This is a genomic window from Salimicrobium salexigens, assembly GCF_900156705.1.
GTDB classification, from domain to species: domain Bacteria; phylum Bacillota; class Bacilli; order Bacillales; family Halobacillaceae; genus Salimicrobium; species Salimicrobium album.
The window spans coordinates 209,668-224,662 of sequence record NZ_FTOK01000004.1 but is presented as its reverse complement, the minus strand read 5'-3'; the positions used below and the strand labels follow the sequence as shown (position 1 = coordinate 224,662).

The following is a 14,995-nucleotide window of genomic DNA, read 5'->3' as shown; positions in this document are numbered from 1 at the left end:
TATGGAAACATTTAATTTAAAGAATATCAGAAAAACATTCAAAAACGGAGAAGTCGAAGAAGAAGTTCTGAAAGGGGTGAACCTCTGCCTGCGCCCGGGAGAGATTACCGCTCTGACCGGGGCTTCCGGTTCAGGGAAAAGTACGCTGCTCACCATAGCCGCAGGTCTGCAGGAAACTTCCGAGGGTGAAATCAGTTTTAAAGGAAAAAACCTGGCTGATGTGAAGGAGGAAAAGTTACGTAAAGTGCGGGCAGAGGAATTCGGATTCATTTTCCAGTCGTCCCATTTAGTCCCTTTCCTTACCGTGGAGGAACAACTCTTCATGATGCTTGAGGTGGCCGGGAAAAAGAAAGAGGAAGAAGAAGTAACAGCTATTCTGAGTAAGGTAGGGCTTTCTCATCGCAGGAAGGCCTACCCTTCTTCCCTGTCCGGAGGAGAAAAACAGCGTGCCGCCATCGCCCGCTCCGTTATCCACCGCCCTTCCGTTCTGTTCGCCGACGAACCGACGGCAAGTCTCGATTCAAAAAAATCGGAAGAAGTGATGCAGCTCCTCGAAGACATGACGAAAGAGCTTGGCATGGCCACCCTCCTCGTCACCCACGAAACGGAGATGCTTTCTTACGCAGACCGGGTCGTTCATATGGAAGACGGGAAGATATTAGTGTGATATAAGAACAGTCCAGGTACTAGAGCTCAACTTGAACTATATACCCGATTAGCGGGACACTTGTTATAAGTGTCCCGCTAATCGGGGTGTAGTTTAGTAAACCACCGGCATTTTTTTGAATTAAGCGGACGCCATTTGAGACATCAATAACCCAGTACCAAAAACGAATAAATTTACTGCTCCTATAATAAATGAAATAACCGCTAAATAATTTTTTTCTCCATCTTTAAAACAAGCCATTATACCTAATACGAACGTAGCCAAAATCATGACACCAACTACTACAATACCTAAACGGAAATTCACCGGGATAAAATCGTATATAAGTAAATAAAAAAAGGGCATGGTAAAGAGACTACTAATAAAAGAACCATAACTATAAAAAGTTAACTTTTTATTCAACCTAAAACCACCTTTATGAGTTTGATTACATTTAACAAAGAAGGGCGAACACATAAAAGTAAAATAAATTTAGACAGGTTGACTCATTCTTGAAACGACGATCACTGTATAAAGGAGAAATGAGCCACTCCCACCTCTTTACTGACAAAAACAGCGACAAGGTCAGTTATATTCTTAAAGAATCTTGATTTACTAATAACTCATCTGTCTAACTTATTTCAACGTTTTTTGCTGCTATTTTGTTTATTCGAACGATAGAAAAACCTTGATACCAGCACTCCCACAACACCAAGCCCTATAAACAACAGACCGCGTACGATAGCATCAATATAGGAAATATCGACTAAGAAGGCTTTTCCGAGCGTAATGAAAATCCACACCATCGCGAAAACGCGGAGCGGTCTCTTATCTCTCAGAAGCCCTGCTGTCAGCACGGCCACTGCGAATAGGATCCAGCTTATTGATACCGCTATGTCCCGGTAGTCATAAAAGTTCTCCTCTCCAATCTGGAAGGCCACCTGCGTCAAGGTAAGAAGTGCAAAACCTAGCCCTGCTCCAGCAAATACGTAAATGCACGTACGCCGGACGATACCCGTCATCACTTTATTACCCGTATAGGAACGGAACAGCAAATAAGCGAGCCCTGCTACGATGGCTGCGGTGATCCCTTCAAATACCGGTACGTCCACTGCGGATTCAATATACTCGAGATTGCTGAGTGTTAAGGAGGCACCGATGATAAAGAAGATGGATGCTAGAACGGTTTGCACCCGGCTGTTGATGCCGAAGCCGAGACGGTAAAGAGCGATCGCTTCCACAAGGTATAGAATCGCGTACCCTTCGTAATCGAAAATACGGAATATCTCGAACGTACCAAGCACCACTGCGAACAGTGTATATAAATGAAAAAGCATCCCCCGGTTGTTTCGGATCCGGTAAGCAATCCCTCCGTAAAGAAGAGCGCCTGTGACTAGAAAAGCGTCGAGTACGGAAACAATCAGAGTCACCCACCCGTATTCATATATAGAAGCAGGAGAAAGAGGAGTTACAAACAGCCAGATCAGTGCAGCTATAAACGTAAGAGACAGAAGCACCCCCTTCGCCCTGGATAGAGCATCCGAATAGAACAGGAGTGCGGAAAGGCCTATGTGTATCGCTACGACGGTGTAGGCGAATATCTCATACTGATCAATAGGGCCGATACTGTTCACTTGTGAATCTGCCAGCGCAGATGCTATCACATAAACGAAAAACGTAACGGAAGGAAGCAGCGTTCCCGCGTACAACAGAACCATATACCTCCATTTCCATGCATATAAACCGAGCGTCACAACGAGCAGCATTTCATAAAAAAAGAATACGAAAAAGTTCCCCTCTTCTCCTCCAACGAGAAATGGCACGAAAAAACCGGCTATAGTCAAAAAGACGGCGAGAGCCTGGGATTTGTATATATGTGACAGGTATAATCCCGTAAAAATACCGAAAACGTACAGAACAAAAGCGATCGGCGTTTGAACCAGCCCGTACAGAACGGTACCTGCAAAGGTGGAAAATATCCATATACCTGCTCCGCCACCGATCAGACTTACCCCGAGTCCTCTCCGCTCTTTCTTCGTCTGGTACACCCCGGTAATGGCGAGTACTACGGAAGATACAAAGCCGATAAGTACCCGGACCGGTTCCGTAATCCAGTTGTTCTCGACGGCAGACTGGAAGGCCCATACCACACCGATCAGCAGGACAACGATGAACACACGCGGCAGCCACACCTGCCCGATCCATGCTTCCCAGTCTCTCTTTGCAGGCTTCGTTTCCCCCAAACCTTTTTCCGTTTCTTCGGACGAGTAGGAATCATGCTTTTCCGGTTGAGAAAAAAACGGTTGTTTTATCCCCTTTTTCTCTTCCGGTTCTCTGTCTTTAAGCATAGATTTTATTTCTTCCATTTCTCTTTCCAGCTTATCCAGACGCTCCTCCAGACGACGGTCCGATTCATTTTTATTCATCCCCGGTTTCCCCTCCTTCTGCTTATGCGTGAACTCCTGAATTTACCTTCTACATATATCATTCGTCTAAAATCCCGGTAAACCTTTTATAATATTTGTGTTTAATGTAGTGAACACGGGGAACACTCCCCAAGCGACAGTAATCGTTCCCTTAAATCACCATAAATAGAATTTTTTTGTTTAATGAAGTTCAGAGAGGGAACACTGCTCAAGCGTTGCCGTTTCATTAATACGGCAACTGTCATCAGGAAGAGACTAATCAACGAAGCCAACTGAAGGAGGCTATTATTTATGAGTCGTTTTACGATTCCGCGCGATATTTATTTTGAAGAGAACGCACTGGAAGTACTGGAATCCTTTGAAGGGAAGAAAGCCGCACTGGTCATCGGCGGCGGTTCCGTAAAACAAAACGGAAACCTTACGAAGATCCAGGAACACCTGGCAGCTGCGAATATAGAAACAGAAGTATTTGAAGGCTACGATACAGAACCGACATTCGAAGCGGTGAAAAAAGGTGCAAAAGACTTTGATCAGTTCCAGCCGGACTGGATTATCGGTATCGGCGGCGGATCTGCGATGGACTCCGCCAAAGCGATCTGGCTTTTCCACGAATATCCGGATCTCTCTTTTGAAGATGCTGTAAAACCGTTCGAACTGCCGCGTCTTCGCCAGAAAGCGAAATTCGCCGGCATTCCGACGACAAGCGGAAGTGGTTCCGAAGTATCCAACCTGTCCGTCGTCGCCGATGAAACGACGAACGTGAAATATCCGCTGGCAGACTTTGAACTGACACCGGATGTCGCTATCATCGACCCTGTCATGGTTGAGGAACTTCCTAAGCATATCGCTGCTTATACAGGCATGGACGCCTTCACCCATACGATTGAAGCGTACGTAGCGAAACCACGCACGCTGTATACAGATATCCTTTCCCTCGGGGGAGCTGAAGTGATTAAAGATAACCTGCTCGCTTCCTACAAAGGGGATCAGGAAGCTGCAAAACAGATGCACACCATTCAGGCGATGGCAGGAATGGCTTTTGCGAACGCCGTACTCGGTAACGTGCACAGCCTGGCCCACAAAAGTGGTCCGACATTCGGCATTCCGCACGGCTATGCTAACGCGATCTATCTTCCTTACGTCATCCAGTTCAACCGTGAAGTAGTGGAAGATCGTTTCGCCGAAGTTGCCCGCCGTCTTAACCTGAAAGGGAACAGTGATGCTGAACTGACCGATTCTCTTGTAGAATACATCTATCAGCTCAACAAAGACCTCGGTCTTGCAACGACTCTTCAGGACTTCGGTGTACCCGAAGAAGACTTCAACAAGCACCTGGACACGATGGCCGAGAACGCTCTCGAAGATCCATGCACAGGCACCAACCCGCGCGAAACATCTTTCGAACAGATGAAAGAACTATTCAAAGCTTCTTACTACGGCAAAGAAGCTCTCGTAAAAGCATAAGTTTCAGCACGGTTTTATAACAGAGTTTCCAGGGAAACCCCTTGGAACTCTGTTTTTTTGGTAATAAATGCAAAGCTTGTTAAGTCCGGCGTACAACGTTTAATTTCAGACAGAAACAGGTACAGAGTAAGAAGATCATATTACTACTTCAGGAGGGATAGACGATGGAATTGAAAGATTACGGTTCGGCCCCATTTGTAACGAACATTGAAGAAGCCACTAGAGAGAACACGAACTATCGTACAGCTTTATGGACCGGAAAGAATCTTCAGGTCACTTTGATGAGTATCGATGTGGGAGAAGATATCGGTCTTGAAGTCCATCACGAACTGGACCAGTTTCTCCGGGTGGAAGAAGGAGAAGGTCTTGCACAGATGGGAGACAGTGAGAACAACCTGGATTTCGAAAAGAAAGTAGGCGACGATGATGTAGTACTCGTTCCGGCAGGAAAATGGCACAACATAACGAACAAAGGCGACAAGCCGCTCAAAATCTACTCTATTTATGCGCCTCCGGAACACGACCACGGGACCGTACACAAGACGAGAGCCGAAGGAATGGAAGATCACGACCATTAATCTCAACCTTAAAAATGCTTTCCATATCAACAATGGAAAGCATTTTTTATTCATATTCTCCTGTTTCAATTCTCCACCTATCTCCGCAGCTACAGCCCCACCTGATCGGCTGCGTATTCCGCTTGTTCTCTGGTAAATCCGCTTCCTGCATCCGACGATAGCTGTTGGATCAGACCATCTCTCGAGAAGGACATCGTATCCAGATAGCTTTCCGCACTTTTCACCGCCTGCTCGTTCCAGTTTACATCCAATTGATTCACCGCGAACTCAGCGTCTTCCCGCGGATACCCGCTTCCCGCATCCGAAGATAACTGTTGGACCAGACCTTTTTTGGAAAAAGCACTGAATTCCAGATAGCTCTCTGCTTGTGCCACTGCATTCTGCTTAGATTTCGTCATAGAACCATCCGAACTTCCGTCCTCATCAGAGGACTCATCCGAAGAACTTTCGTTTCCTCCGAAATTCATCTGTTCGACCGCATATTGGGCCTGTTTTTCCGTGAATTTTTCCCCGGCGTCCGAAGTGAGCTGTTGTTTCAGCCCGCTTTCTGAAAATGAGCTGTACTCTAAATAACTCTCTGCACTTTTCACTGCCTGCTCGTTCCAGTTTACATCCAATTGATTCACTGCAAACTCAGCGTCTTCCCGGGGATAGCCACTACCATAGTCGGAGGACAGCTGATCGATAAGGCCCAGTTTGGAAAAAGCTGTGTATTCCAAATAACTCTCCGCTTCCTGAAGGGCGTTCTTTTGGGAAGTAGTCATATCACTTTCCGATTCACTACTATCTGCGGAAGACTCTTCAGAGGATTCTTCGCTGACTGTCTCCTCTTTACTGAAATCGATCTGATCGATGGCATATTGCGCCTGCTCCTCGGTAAAACCTTCGCCGGCATCCGAAGTGAGCTGCTGTTTCAACTCCTGTTCAGAAAAGGCGCTGACCTCCATATAATTTTCCGCGCTTTTCACCGCCTGCTCGTTCCAATCCACGTCTAACTGATCCACCGCATATTCAGCATCTTCCAGTGGATAGCCGCTTCCTGCTTCAGAAGACAGTTGGTTAAGGAGACCTTCTCTGGAAAAGGCAGAAAACTCTAAGTAATCCTCGGCCTCCTGCACCGCATTTTTCTGAGAAGTGGTTATTGTATTATTTTCTTCTTTCTTTTCCTTTGAGGCTTTCTCGCTTCCCTTTTCAGTACTTTCCTTTTCACCCTTCTCTTTCGTACTGGCTTCCACTTCTTCTTTACTTTCACTTTCTTCACTGGCCGCCTGTTCGCTGTTTGAGGTGCTTTCCGTCTGTTCGGTGCTCCCTTCGTCCCCAAAGTTCCCTATGACTAACATGGCTAAAATCAAAATTGTCCAGAACCAGAATCGTTTGTAGACAGGTTTTTTTGTTTTATTTCGTGCCATTGTAATCCCCCCCGTTTTTAGATTCATTTTCCACGGACTGGCGCTAACCTTTGCAGAGTTTTTCCAGGGCGCTCATCTGTACTGATCAGATTTATAATCTGTACGTTCTGAGGAGCAATAAGGTCTACTGACCAATGCCTTCTTTCCTTAAACTTTACCATGATAATCGTTAAATTAGGTGAAATTCCCCAATGTTTTTATAAGGTAAGCAATAATTTGTTAACGCTTACTTTTTTAATTGCTACACTTAAAAATTAATATAAAAGCTAAAAAGTCTTACGAAATATAGATCTAAATGCTTTCATTTCAATTTCTATCTTAAATTACTTTTTTATATGCTTAGCTCTGTTATTGTACGTCAGGTTATCACGCTTATTATTTTTCCGTGCTTAAATTTTCAAAGGTAGATGATGAAATAATCTGGTCTCTTTCTTGTCCATTTACGTCATAAGTAATTTGAATTTTTCTATTCTTATTCGTTTCAACATGGTTTTTTAAAGAAGTTTCTAAAATTGGGGAGGCTTTATCATCAATCTCAAAACCTTCTATTTCTTCTTTTTCCCCTATATCATCTCTTTCGTATACTCCTGTTTTCTTATCCGCTTTCCCCCCATAAAAATTATAATTAATCCCATCGTCAGAATGGACAGATTCTTCACGGTTAATCATTTCTACAGAAGCTATTTTTGCTGTTTTATTTCCAGACCATTTTATTGGTATCACAAAAAAATATTTTTCCCCTGAAGAAAGAGAACTTGCAGAAATATTTTCAATTGAGAATTCATCATTTTTACTAATTTCATTTTTTTAGTAGAGCTTTCAGATTCTGAACATGCACTTACGATACATAAAGTAAGTAAGACTACAAAAGCAAATAATACTTTTTTCATGCTGAATCACCCTTCCTGAAAGTAAAATAACCGGCAAACTGTTGAATCTCCCGGTTGACAATAGCATCTAGAGGCATCGTACTAGTTAGGTTTCATCGATGCATGCACCTTATCACATTCGGAAATTATTTCAAGCGGCAAACTAAGGTAGTATTTTCCACTTGAAATATTCTCATTACGCGACATACTACAAGGTTCCACAAGTGTTCAAAAATAAGCGCACAACAGTACAAACAGGTCGAGAGCAGAAAATCATAAACCTAATTTCTCTAATTTTAAGAGGGGAGTTAATTTTTCTCTCCCCTTTTATGGCATTCTGATTATAATACTATCGGTACAGTCCCATCAGTCTGGCCACATTTTCTGCGGTTTGCGCCACGTTCTGAAAAGAGACCCTCTTCAACTCTTCCAGCTCGGCGGGTCCGGCAACTGTGCTGAACACGGCGTCGATTCCTGCATCAAACACTGTTTCGTACCCTTCTTCGACACTGCCGCATAAGGCGATTACAGGTAACGGAGGAGTATTTTCCTTCGCCATTTTCGCTACGTACACGGGCGTTTTTCCAAACACCGTCTGGTGGTTGATGCCGCCTTCTCCCGTGATGACAATATCAGCGTCCTCCATATGCTTTTTCAACTGGGTTACGTCTGCCACAATCGCAGCCCCTTTTTCAAGTGAACAGGGGAAATATCCAAGAAAGGCAGCCCCCATCCCCCCAGCTGCACCGGCGCCTGGGGTGTGAACGATGTCCCGCTCCACCTGCCCCCCGGCGACAGTTGCAAAATTCGCAAGGGCACGGTCGAGCAGCACAATGTCTTCCCGGGACGCTCCTTTTTGCGGACCGTATATGGCTGAGGCACCATCGTCCCCGATTAAAGGGTTATCGACATCACAGGCGATACGGAAGTGGGACTGTTTGATTCTCGGGTCCATCCCGCTCGTATCTATATGTGCCAGGTGGGAGAGAGAAGCTCCGCCCGGCGCCAATTCCTCCCCGTTTTCATCTGTGAAGGAAACGCCCAGTGCCTGAAGCATCCCTGCACCCGCATCATTCGTCGCACTTCCGCCGAGTCCGATAATAAAAGATCGTACGCCCTGCCGGAGAGCGTGACTGATCAACTGCCCTGTACCGAAAGTGGAAGTGATCGTCGGGTCCCTCGTCTCGGCAGTCGTGTGCTGAATACCGGAAGCCGCCGCCATCTCAATCACTGCCGTGCTGCCATCTCCGGAAATGCCATAGGGAGCTTCCACGGAGTTTCCGAAAGGATCGGACACGTTGGCGGTAACTACTTCTCCTCCGGAAGCATCCACTAACGCACGCATCGTCCCTTCTCCTCCGTCGGCCATGGGGCACACAATAATTTCTGCATCCAGCACGCGTCCGAGCCCCTCTTTGGCAGCCTCCCCCACCTGTCGCGAGGTAAGGGTCTCTTTATAAGAATCAGAAGCGATAACGATTTTCATCTTTCATCCTCCTCATAGTTGCTGTTATAGCTGTACCCGTTAAAATAATTGAAACACTCCGAAAATCAGTGTAGATACGACAGCGAGCGTCAAACCTACGACAGTTTCATAAGGTATCAGCTTCACGCGTTCCTGGATACTCATCAGTACACTGCCGGCGGTGGCGTGGAAGAAGCTTCCGTGAGGCATATGGTCGATTACTGTCGCCCCGGCGTGGATCATCGCTGCACCTGCCAGGCCGCTGACGCCCATTTCAAGCAGTGTCCCGCTGAAGACTTCTGCTGCAACAATGGATCCTGCCGTCGTGGAAGCGGTCGCTCCCCCCATGAAAATTCCGGAAACAGGAGCTAATGCGTAGCTCGGCAACCCTAAATATTCGATGGTATCTATCAGCAGATACTGCAGTGTGGAATTCGAAATAATCCCCGCGATGGCTCCGGTACCGAGAAGGAGTACAGCGACTGCTGACATTTTGCTGAGGCCGGTAATGATAAACGAATTGATCGACCTCCATTTGCCCATAGCGATCGCCCCGACCAGCCCTCCTGCGGGAAGCGCGATCATAGGGTCGACTTCAATACCGGCAATTGGCCTGAGAACGAGTAAGGAAATTGCAATTAATGGCGCGACCAGGGCGAGCGTGACCGGAGGGAGCTTTTTACCCTCTCCTTCTTCCAGATCCCTCTCAGCGACGAAACTACCTTTTTGTACAAGGCGCTGCGCCATAATATATGTAACGAAAATACCGAAGACGGCAGGTACGATTCCTGCGGCCATTACAGAAGTCAATGGAACGTTGAAAGCTTCCGAAACGGCAATGGTATTCGGGTTCGGGGACATAATATTCCCTGCTTTCCCCCCGCCCACCATAGCAAGTAATATGGCCGTTTTGGACAAACCCGCTTTGTAAGCAATCGCCAATGCAATCGACGCCACCGTGATTACCGCTATATCCACGAACACACCCGCGGCGGTCAGCGCCATCGTCGCTAAAATAAGGGAGAGGAGAGCTTTCTTCTCACCGAGTTTCTCCACAACAGCATTCGCGATGGAGTTTGCCGCTCCCGACTCGATCAGAACACCGGCCAGAACCCCGGCTGCAAGGATTCGCAGCACGGCAGGGATTATCCCTTCTGCTCCTTCCACCATCAGCTCCACTGTCTGCGTGAGACCGGCCCCGCCGACAATTCCTCCAACCAGAGCTCCGGTGATAAGCGCATACACGGGCGGTACTCTTCTTAAAATCATTACGATGGCTAAAACCAGACCACCGATTGCTCCAACAGTTGTTACAGGCACTTTAAACACTCCTCGCTTAAAAACTCTCCTCCCATTGTAAGCGCCTTCCGAAAAGAAATCATCAGTCGTTTGCACAAATTAAACCGCTATCATTTTACTGTATTAAGTCCTCCTGTTCTTTGAAGCTGTGTAAAAAGACACGGGTTGCATATAAATAAAACAAATCCCTCACGTTCCGTGGCTCCCTGCCAGTGATATTTAGGATGTTTGCAAAACGATACTGAAGTGTATTTCGATGTATGTATAATTCGTCAGCCGTTTTTGCAGATTTTCCGTCACATTCTACATACGTCTTTAAAGTGGCAATCAGTACTTCCGGGAGCGGTTCATCGGATTGATGTACCGAAAACCCGTCGTTTTGATACAAGTCATAAAGCAGCACCTCCAGGGACAGCTGCCCGTAAAATACAACATCATCTTTCATTGATGTTGCTGCAGCAGTCTTCCTCGTCATCAGGCTTCTTTGATAGGAACGGGCAACTTCCGAGGCTTCAGAAGCCGGAGTCCCTACGTAACTGGACGGCAGATGTAAAAAGCGGATCCATTCTTTTAACTTCGTTTCGTACTCCTCTGACAGAGCAATCGTTTTTATGATCACGATTCTATCTTCGAGCACAGTGGCCAGTTCCTGCGGCCTTAGATGTGTCTTGATTTTTCGTTCCAGCTGATCCAGGTGAGCCCTGCTGTTTCTGTCAGAGGGCGGAAAAACACAGATGACAATCCGCGGAATATCAAGGTCGATCCCCAGCATATCCGCTTTCCGTTTAAATTCCCGGTCATTGGCATGGGTGTCTTCCAGCCACTGATACAGAAATTCCCTGCGAATCCGTTCGTCGTATTGAACCTGGTCAAGAAGGTATCTCTGTTCTATAATCATTTCCGCTGTCATTTTTACGAGTTCTCCGTATTTCCTCACTTCCCCGGGCGGCCCGGTTATCCCGATAGTTCCGATTGTGCGGTTCTCATAATAAATAGACAAATTGATTCCCTGGTCGACGCCGTTCCACTTTTCCACTTCCTTCGGATGAATCTCCAAATGGTCTGCCGGATTTTTTCTATACTTCACGGCTTCATGTATGGTCCCTCTTCTCTTCGTATCACCAGACCCTAAAATTATCCCCTTTTCATCCATGACATTGATATTATAAGAAAGAATAGCCATGGTTCTGTCTACAATCATCTGTGCAATTTCATTCGATATCAATTGACGTCCCTCTCCTCGCGTAATTGCTATGATGCTTTCTATTATGCAGGCGACGGTGTCCCGTCCTCAACCTCTCTTTACATATTTCATTAAAACGGGTTCCTGAACCATAGCACGCATTTTTAATGTGAATAAAGCTGTTCTCATAAAAAGAAGCCTGAAGGAAAATTAATTTCCTCAAGGCTTCTTTAAAGCTTCAACGTTTTGGATCATCGTAAGCAACACGTAATTTATTCCCGCAAAAGTGCCGGAGGGTTACGTTACATTAATCCAGATATCTTCTCGCACCTGCAAATTCGACGGCGTAGTCCGATTCGAACACGTCGATGATCTCTACCGTACTGGCCGAATTAGGGGAGTGGATCATCTCCCCGTCTCCGATATACATACCGACGTGGTGGACATATCCTTCTCCTTCGTCATAAGCGAAAAACAGCAGATCTCCTTTCTGCAGATCCTCTTTTGCTACAGGAGTCCCGTTTTCCGCCTGTACGGAAGAGTCTCGCGGTATTGAGATTCCATGGGATTTGAAGATGGTGTGCGTGAAGCCTGAACAGTCAAACCCGAAACCGGAAGCACCTGCCCACAAGTACGGCAGCCCCAGGAATTGTTTCCCCGTTTCCACAAGGTCCTCACCGTCCGCTTCAGGGATTTCTTCCTCACTGTTATAAACGGAAGCATCCTCTTCGTTCATCCATTTCATTCCATCACTCGGAGTAGCCACCAGCATGGAATCTCCAGCCTGGGTTACGACAGGAAGTTTCGTATTGAAACTGATTTCTTTGAATTCCTTTCCTCTGTTTTTATCGTCATACAGATGAGCAGTAGGCGATGTGACGAGTGCAAACGGCTTCTTATCTTTTAAAGTGCTGTACCTTTTCTCATCCGCCAGTTGTTCTTTCGGCATCCAGGCCGGGTAGCCGAGTTCATTTTTCGGTGTCGGCTGACCGTGGACGGCGACTTTCACCCAATCCCCTTTTTCTTCAAGGATGGTGACTTTCTGTCCATAAAGAGCCTGCGTCTGCAGGTTACCGACAAGTCCCAGTTTCTGTTCATACGTCATGCTCTCCGTCCATTCCCGCATATCGACCGGGTTACTGATTGCCGGAGCATCAACATCCCTTGTCTCAGCAGGTTCACTCCACAACGTAGCTACGGAGACATCAACGTACTTCTCTTTATTCTCTGCCTGGACAGCAGAAGTGAATACGAAACTGAACAGCAATATAGCCGTTATCCATAAAAGTTTATTTTTCATCAATAACCACCTCCAAAGATTAATAAAAACCGAGCCCGGGGCGTTCGTTCAACGTCACTTCTCTTCCTTCGTAGCTCATCCCCCCTTTCAAACCTTCATCATTCATCCAGGCCGGGGCATCTAAGTCGTACATCGTTATGTTCGGGTGGGCCATAGCAAGGTGAACAGCCGCCGTTCCCGAAACAGTCGATTCCATCATGCTTCCGATCATGCAGGGTACGCCTGCACTCTCGCAGATGTCAGCGATTTGCCCTGCTCTTCTCAATCCCCCGGCTTTCATCAGTTTAATGTTCACGTAGTCGGTACAATCCATTTCCACAAGCCTGAGTACCTCTTTCGGAGAAAAAGCGCTCTCGTCGGCCATGATCGGCACGTGGGCGTGTTCACGCACATATTTCAGAGCTTTCAGATCATGAGACGGAACAGGCTGTTCGACGAGTTCCACGTTGATGTCTTCCTGTTCTATCCGTTTCAGAAAGTGGACGGCCTGTTTGCCCGTCCACCCCTGGTTGGCATCAAGACGAAGGCGAACGTTTTCTCCCACCGCTTCTTTCACATGCAGCAGACGGTTAAAATCTTCTTTTTCATCCATGCCCACTTTCAATTTAAGGACATCGAATCCTTCCCGGACTCTTGCGACCGCTTGCTGTTTCATGAGAGCCGGGTCGTCTACACTGACGGTCATATCCGTCTCAAGCACTCCTCTTTCCCCGCCCAGCATTTTATACATGGGGAGGTTGTTATACTTTCCGAAAGCATCATGGAGAGCTATATCCACAGCCGCTTTCGCGCTCGAATTATGGATGCAGCTTTTTTCCAATTTAATGAGCTGATGGTTCAGTTTTTGTATATCCTCATTCATAAGGGAATCCCGGACAGGTCCTTCCACGGCCGCTCTCATCCCTTCCAGAGAGTCCCCCGTCACCTGGAGGGAAGCCGTCGCCGACCCGTACCCTTCGATCCCCTCTTCCGTTTTCACGAAGACATCCATCACTTCAATGTTTTCCACGGTACGGACGGCTGTTTTGAACGGCCGCTTTAAAGAAACAGTTCTGTTTTCGCATACGATATCAGTTATTTTCATATAGCTCCTCCCCTACAACATCGAAAGCACTTCGGCAACGAGCAGTCCGCCATACGTTCCGAGGAACGACCCACCGAGAGCCATCAGGACCCCGACCGGTATAAGCGATCTGTGGTAAGCTCCTGCAAGAAGTGGTGCGGACGCCATACCGCCGATATTCGCAAGACTCGAAACACCGAGTGTAAACAGGTCCAGTTTGAAAATTTTAGCGGCAAGCAACATAATGATCGCGTGCACAGCGAGAATCACGAAACCGGAAATGATATACACCGGTGCCTGTCCCAGTTGGGAGAAATCGGCACGAGAAGCGATTAAAGCGATAACGATATAAAGGAAGACGTTTGCGATATCCATCGAACCCGGAACTTTCGCAAGCTTCGTCATAGCGAGAAGCACACCGATAATGGAAACGATGAGGATCGTCCACGTCGTCGTGTTAACGACAGTACCGAAAGAAGGGAGCACTCCGCCGATCTCGGCAGCTATTGCGGAAACGAATATGGCTATGGACAAAAGCCCGAGCATGTGGACGAAAGTAATGTTCTTCGCATCCTTCTCTTTATCCTCCTCCACGAGGTCAGCGGTGATTTCATCGAGATGTTCGGTATTGGACTTAGCCCATTTGTTGAAAAGGGCCGCGAATGGAACGAGCCAGAACATGATCATGACCCAGGAGGAATAGTTGACAGTATCCATAATAAGGGCGTAACCAAAAATATTCTCCGGCACTTCGAGGATCCCCTGAATGATAACCATGTTGGCGGAGCCGCCCGTCCAGCTTCCGGCAAGAGCTCCCAGGGCCTGCCACGTATTTTCAGCATATAACCCCTGGAACAGCAGGTACGTGACGACGAATCCGAGCATAATACTGAAAGCAGCTGTAAAGTAACCGATCAGCATCTTCGGACCAAGTTTTTTCAATTTACGCAAGTCACAGTTAATGAGCATCAGGAATATAAGCATCGGCAGCAGAATGTCCCGGACATTCCCATATGTACTGTCAATAGTCTCTGTAGAACCGATGACGCCTGTCGTCTTCAGAATCGCACCTCCGAAGTAAATAAGCACGATACCCGGCACGTATTTGAAAAATTTACTTTTTGATGATTCTAGAAAAGCTACCAGTCCGGCCAGGCCTATGATGACTCCCAGATAAAGAAATCCACTTTCGATCATAATGATTCTCCCCCTTGATTAATATTATGTATAAAAACAAAAAACCAGCCGGCAAGAATACGCTTCTTGTCGACTGGATTTTATCTACGATCAGTG

At 46.8% G+C, this 14,995-nt stretch carries 13 protein-coding genes; 3 read left to right on the top strand and 10 right to left on the bottom strand.

What is annotated here, in order from left to right; genetic code table 11:
• The first annotated feature begins 1 nt into the window (after position 1).
• Positions 2–667 (top strand): ABC transporter ATP-binding protein, encoded by a 666-nt coding sequence (locus BW931_RS06745; protein ID WP_076571018.1) that lies wholly within the window; start codon positions 2–4, stop codon positions 665–667.
• A gap of 120 nt (positions 668–787) precedes the next feature.
• Here the strand turns inward: BW931_RS06745 and BW931_RS06740 are convergent, their stop codons facing one another.
• Both BW931_RS06740 and BW931_RS06735 read right to left on the bottom strand, forming a co-directional pair.
• Positions 788–1,069, bottom strand: coding sequence for a hypothetical protein (locus BW931_RS06740; protein WP_008587316.1), 282 nt, complete (start codon positions 1,067–1,069; stop codon positions 788–790).
• Positions 1,070–1,287: 218 nt separating this feature from the next.
• Positions 1,288–3,072 (bottom strand): DUF2339 domain-containing protein, encoded by a 1,785-nt coding sequence (locus BW931_RS06735; RefSeq protein ID WP_076571016.1) that lies wholly within the window; start codon positions 3,070–3,072, stop codon positions 1,288–1,290.
• 291 nt (positions 3,073–3,363) lie between these two features.
• Here BW931_RS06735 and BW931_RS06730 point away from each other — a divergent pair, with 291 nt between their 5' ends.
• Complete coding sequence (locus BW931_RS06730; RefSeq protein ID WP_008587311.1) at positions 3,364–4,536, top strand: iron-containing alcohol dehydrogenase; 1,173 nt, start codon at positions 3,364–3,366, stop codon at positions 4,534–4,536.
• A 164-nt stretch (positions 4,537–4,700) separates the two neighbouring features.
• Positions 4,701–5,114 (top strand): cupin domain-containing protein, encoded by a 414-nt coding sequence (locus tag BW931_RS06725; protein WP_008587309.1) that lies wholly within the window; start codon positions 4,701–4,703, stop codon positions 5,112–5,114.
• 89 nt (positions 5,115–5,203) lie between these two features.
• Here BW931_RS06725 and BW931_RS06720 read toward each other — a convergent pair whose 3' ends face one another.
• The 8 genes from BW931_RS06720 to BW931_RS06685 form a co-directional block, all read right to left on the bottom strand.
• Positions 5,204–6,523, bottom strand: a complete 1,320-nt coding sequence (locus BW931_RS06720; RefSeq protein ID WP_076571014.1) for an Ltp family lipoprotein — start codon at positions 6,521–6,523, stop codon at positions 5,204–5,206.
• Between the two features lie 375 nt (positions 6,524–6,898).
• Positions 6,899–7,246 carry a hypothetical protein gene (locus BW931_RS06715; protein ID WP_076571011.1) on the bottom strand — a complete coding sequence of 116 codons (348 nt, stop codon included), beginning with the start codon at positions 7,244–7,246 and terminating at the stop codon, positions 6,899–6,901.
• 495 nt (positions 7,247–7,741) lie between these two features.
• Positions 7,742–8,878, bottom strand: a complete 1,137-nt coding sequence (locus BW931_RS06710) for a glycerate kinase (protein ID WP_076571009.1) — start codon at positions 8,876–8,878, stop codon at positions 7,742–7,744.
• 39 nt (positions 8,879–8,917) lie between these two features.
• Entirely contained in the window at positions 8,918–10,177 is a 1,260-nt protein-coding gene (locus tag BW931_RS06705; protein ID WP_076571007.1) for a GntP family permease, read from the bottom strand.
• Positions 10,178–10,271: 94 nt separating this feature from the next.
• Positions 10,272–11,381 carry a CdaR family transcriptional regulator gene (locus BW931_RS06700; protein WP_076571005.1) on the bottom strand — a complete coding sequence of 370 codons (1,110 nt, stop codon included), beginning with the start codon at positions 11,379–11,381 and terminating at the stop codon, positions 10,272–10,274.
• A 265-nt stretch (positions 11,382–11,646) separates the two neighbouring features.
• Positions 11,647–12,639: a C40 family peptidase gene (locus BW931_RS06695; protein ID WP_143541865.1), complete on the bottom strand. Its 993-nt coding sequence runs from the start codon at positions 12,637–12,639 to the stop codon at positions 11,647–11,649.
• Positions 12,640–12,658: 19 nt separating this feature from the next.
• Complete coding sequence (locus tag BW931_RS06690) at positions 12,659–13,723, bottom strand: dipeptide epimerase (RefSeq protein ID WP_076570999.1); 1,065 nt, start codon at positions 13,721–13,723, stop codon at positions 12,659–12,661.
• A gap of 12 nt (positions 13,724–13,735) precedes the next feature.
• A complete protein-coding gene (locus BW931_RS06685; RefSeq protein WP_076570996.1) occupies positions 13,736–14,899 on the bottom strand; it encodes a DUF819 family protein in 1,164 nt (387 codons plus the stop codon).
• Positions 14,900–14,995 lie beyond the last annotated feature (96 nt).